At 68.6% G+C, this 4,101-nt stretch carries 5 protein-coding genes and 1 pseudogene; all 6 read left to right on the top strand.

Features of this window, described 5'->3' with window-relative positions:
- On the top strand, positions 1 to 218 hold a 218-nt coding region (locus OOT08_RS03365), incomplete at its 5' end, for an ATP-binding protein (protein WP_325091128.1).
- Positions 211 to 1,191: a TAXI family TRAP transporter solute-binding subunit gene (locus OOT08_RS03360; protein WP_325091127.1), complete on the top strand. Its 981-nt coding sequence runs from the start codon at positions 211 to 213 to the stop codon at positions 1,189 to 1,191. The genes OOT08_RS03365 and OOT08_RS03360, both read left to right, overlap by 8 nt.
- Before the next feature lie 279 nt (positions 1,192 to 1,470).
- Positions 1,471 to 2,217, top strand: a complete 747-nt coding sequence (locus tag OOT08_RS03355) for an amino acid ABC transporter ATP-binding protein (RefSeq protein WP_325091126.1) — start codon at positions 1,471 to 1,473, stop codon at positions 2,215 to 2,217.
- 51 nt (positions 2,218 to 2,268) lie between these two features.
- Entirely contained in the window at positions 2,269 to 3,144 is an 876-nt protein-coding gene (locus OOT08_RS03350; RefSeq protein ID WP_325091125.1) for a glutamate ABC transporter substrate-binding protein, read from the top strand.
- Between the two features lie 61 nt (positions 3,145 to 3,205).
- Positions 3,206 to 3,862 carry an amino acid ABC transporter permease gene (locus OOT08_RS03345; RefSeq protein WP_325091124.1) on the top strand — a complete coding sequence of 219 codons (657 nt, stop codon included), beginning with the start codon at positions 3,206 to 3,208 and terminating at the stop codon, positions 3,860 to 3,862.
- Positions 3,859 to 4,101 (top strand): annotated as a pseudogene (locus OOT08_RS03340) (amino acid ABC transporter permease); the annotation flags it as partial. The gene OOT08_RS03345 and the pseudogene OOT08_RS03340, both read left to right, overlap by 4 nt.

Below are 4,101 nucleotides of genomic sequence, written 5' to 3'. Positions count from 1 at the left end.
AGCTGGAGCAGGCGACGGGCCGCTTTTGGCGCAGCGCCCTGGATCAGAACCTGCCGGGCTCCGGGTTGGGCCTCGCGATCGCCGCTGACCTGATGGAGACCCTCGGCGGCCGGGTGGCGCTCGACTCCCCGGCGGGCGGCGGGCTCCGCGTCTCGCTGTGCCTGCCCGCCGATGGCGCAGCCGCGCTCCCGGCAGAAGCGGGGGTGCCCGATGTGTAACGGGGCACCCCAGGGCCGGGGCTGGCGGTCCCGCGTCGCCGGACTGCTCGCGTCCCTGGTCGCCGCCGCCGCGCTCACGGGCTGCGGCGGCGCAGCGCGGGACGCGGGGCCGCAGGTGATCGCCTCCGGCGCCGCGACGGGAATCTACAACGCCTACGGCGCGGGGCTCGCGGCTGAGCTTCGCGACGCGGGCTTCGACATCGCCTCGGTGCAGACCGGGGGATCGGTGGATAATCTCCGGCGCGTGGGGCAGGGGGAGGCGCTGCTCGGTTTCGCCCAGGCGGATGCCACGGCCGACGCGATCGCGGGCACGGGGGCGTTCTCCGAGCCGTTGCCGATCACCGCGGTCGCGCGAGTGTACGACGAGTACGTCCAGGTCGTCGTCCCCGAGGAGTCCGCCGCCGAGGAGCTCTCGGACCTCGCCGGGCTCCGGGTGTCGGTGGGGGAAGCGGACTCCGGGGTGACCGTGATCGCCGAGCGGGTGCTCGCGGCGGCGGGCATCGCGCAGTCCGGGGTCGATCGCCGAGCGCTCGGCATCGACGACTCGGTGGCGGCCCTGGAGCGCGGGGAGATCGACGCGTTCTTCTGGGTTGGCGGCGTGCCCACGCCCGGCATCGACGCCCTCTCGGAGCGGATCGCGCTCCGGATGCTGCCGATTAGCCCGAGCGTCGTCGAGCAGATGGGCCCCGAGCGGTCCGGGATCTACCGGGTCACCGACCTCCCGCTGGGGGCCTATGGTACCCACGACGCGGTCGAGACGATGACGGTGCCAAATGTGCTGATTACCTCCGCCGACGCCCCGGAGGCGCTCGTGGCCGAGGCCACCCGGGTGCTCTTCGACGCGAAGGTCCGGCTGTCGCCCACGGTGCCCGCCGTGGCGCTCCTCGACCGGCGGCAGGCGATCTTCACCGACCCGATCCCGCTCCACCCGGGTGCCGCGGAATACTACGTGCGGAGCCGGAACGGGTCCTGAGCCGCGCCCGGGCCCCTACTCCGCGGCCCCGCTGTCCCGGCCCGCTGTCCCGCACCCCCTGCCCCGCAGCGCGGGGGCGTGCGCTCGGGAAGCTCAAGGCAAGCTCAAGGCGAGCCTCAAGAAACCCTCAAGGACGATGCCGAGCCCGGTCAGCCTGGGTAGCGTGAGTGGCGCGGTTCGACGGTGAGCTTTTTTCGCTCACCCGAGCAACCCGGTCAGTCAACAGGGGCCGAGCGGCGCAGGTGTGCGTTCGCGGTCATGATCCAAAGGTGGAACAGGATGAGTGCGAGCGAACCGCTGGTCGTCGTCGAAAACGTGCAGAAGCACTACGGGGAATTCCAGGCCCTCACGGACGTGAACCTCACGGTGAACCGCGGCGAGGTCGTCGTGGTGATCGGTCCCTCCGGCTCCGGCAAGTCCACACTGTGCCGCTCCATCAACCGCCTGGAGACCATCACGAGCGGTTCGATCCGGATCGACGGCACCGAGCTTCCCGCCGAGGGCCGGGGGCTCGCGAAGCTCCGCGCCGAGGTCGGCATGGTTTTCCAGTCCTTTAATCTCTTCGCGCACCTCACGATCCTGGAGAACGTGACGCTCGGCCCGATCAAGGTGCTCGGTCTCTCGACGTCGGACGCGAAGCGCGAGGCGATGGCCCTGCTCACCCGCGTCGGCGTGGAGAAGCAGGCCGAGAAGCTCCCCGCCCAGCTCTCGGGCGGTCAGCAACAGCGCGTCGCGATCGCCCGGGCCCTGGCCATGCGACCCAAGGTCATGCTCTTCGACGAGCCCACGAGCGCGCTCGACCCCGAGATGATCAACGAGGTCCTCGACGTCATGGTCGGGCTCGCCAAGGAGGGCATGACGATGATCGTCGTCACCCACGAGATGGGCTTCGCCCGCAAGGCGGCCGACCGGGTCGTGTTTATGGCCGACGGCCAGATCCTGGAATCGGCGACCCCCGAGGAGTTCTTCACGAACCCCAAGACGGATCGCGCCCGCGACTTCCTCTCCAAACTCATCACCAATTGACCCACCCGGGCCGCGCAGTCGCGGCCCGGAACCAACCGAAGGGAACGTGTCATGCGCTTCAAGAGAATCTTCGCCACGATCGGCCTCGTCAGCGCGGCCGCGCTCGCCCTCTCCGGCTGTGCGAGCGGCAGCCCGTCCGAGTCCGAGAGCACGCCCGTCGCCGAGGGGGTCACCCTCGAGGGCAGCCCCACCTTCGACAAGATGCAGGAGCGCGGGAAGGTTGTCATCGGCGTCAAGGAAGACCAGCCCAACCTCGGCTACTTCGACAACGTCACCCAGGAACGCAGCGGCTTCGACGTGGACATCGCCCGCTGGGTGGCCAGCTCCCTGGGCTTCGACGAGAAGCAGATCGAGTACAAGCCGATCGCCTCCGCGAACCGTGAGCAGGCCATCGTGAATGGTGACATCGACTACTACGTCGGCACCTACTCGATCAACGACAAGCGCAAAGAGCTCATCGACTTCGCCGGTCCCTACTTTGTCACCGGCCAGGGCCTCCTCGTGAAGCAGGGCGAGCCCGATTACCAGTCTCTGGAGGAGCTGGAGGGCAAGAAGGTCTGCTCGGCAACCGGCTCGACCCCGATCCAGAACATCAAGGAGAACTTCCCCGGCATCAAAACCGAGGAGTTTGATCTCTACTCGGCCTGCGTCGACAACCTGAAGAACGGCCAGGTTGACGCGGTCACGACCGACCAGGCGATCCTGATCGGCTACGCCGCCCAGGACCCCGACAAGCTCATGGTCACCACCGGGCCGCTGCTGACCACCGAGGAATACGGCATCGGCCTGGCCAAGGGCGACGACGTGCTCCGCGGCCACATCAACGAGATGCTGACCGACGGCGGCGACACCTGGACCGAGATCTTCGACAAGAACCTCGGCGACTCCGGCATCACGGTCGACCAGCCCAAGGTCAACGCGTACTAACCCTTGACGTCCGGGGGCGGCAGGCCCGCCCCCGGACGCCTCCGGCACAGAAGGCAGTCGAATGGACGTCATCTTCGGGAACCTGGACCTCTGGGGAACCGCGATCAAGAACACCCTCGTCGTGTTCGCGGGCGGCGGGCTGATCGCCCTCGTCCTCGGCCTCGTCGTCGGGGCGATGCGGGTCTCGCCCGTGCCCATCGCGCGCGGCGTCGGCACGGTCTACGTCACCCTCATCCGCAACACCCCGCTCACGCTCGTGTTCTTCTTCTTCGTGTTCGGCTACCCCTCGCTGGGGTTGCCCCGGATGGACTCCACGGTGCTCGGCATCCTCGCGATCGGCATCTACACGGCGACCTACGTCGCCGAGGTGCTGCGCGCCGGCATTAACACCGTGCCCGTCGGGCAGGCAGAGGCGGCCCGAGCGGTCGGGCTCTCCTTCGGCCAGGTCATGGGCTCCGTCGTGCTGCCGCAGGCGTTCCGCTCGGTGGTGCCGCCCATGATGAGCGTGTTCATCGCGCTCCTGAAGAACACGACGATTGCGGCGGGCTTCTCCGTCTCCGAACTCGCTCAGCTCCGGGCCACCATCAACGACTCCGGCGACCGGCCGGGCAGCCCGATGGAAGTGCTGCTCTGGGTCGCGCTCGTGTTCGTGGTGCTGGTCCTCGCGCTCAGCTTCGTGCAGAACCGTCTCGAGAAGAAGTGGAGGATCGTGCGATGAGCACCTCCGTCCTATACGACGTGCCCGGCCCCCGGGCCATCCTGCGCAACCGATTCATCGCGGTCGCCACGGTGCTCGTGGTCCTCGCCGTCCTCGGGTTCCTCACCTACCGGCTCGCGCTTTCCGGCCAGTTCTCCGCGACCAAGTGGGGCATTTTCACCTACGCGACGGTCTGGGAGCAGATCCTCAAGGCGCTCGGCAACACCCTGGCGGCTTTCGGCCTCGCCGCGGTCTTCAGC

The sequence above is a fragment of the Leucobacter sp. M11 genome, assembly GCF_035726885.1.
Taxonomy (GTDB): Bacteria; Actinomycetota; Actinomycetes; order Actinomycetales; family Microbacteriaceae; genus JAPFRB01.
Note: the sequence above shows the minus strand (reverse complement) of the source record. Positions and strands in the feature narration are given on the sequence as shown.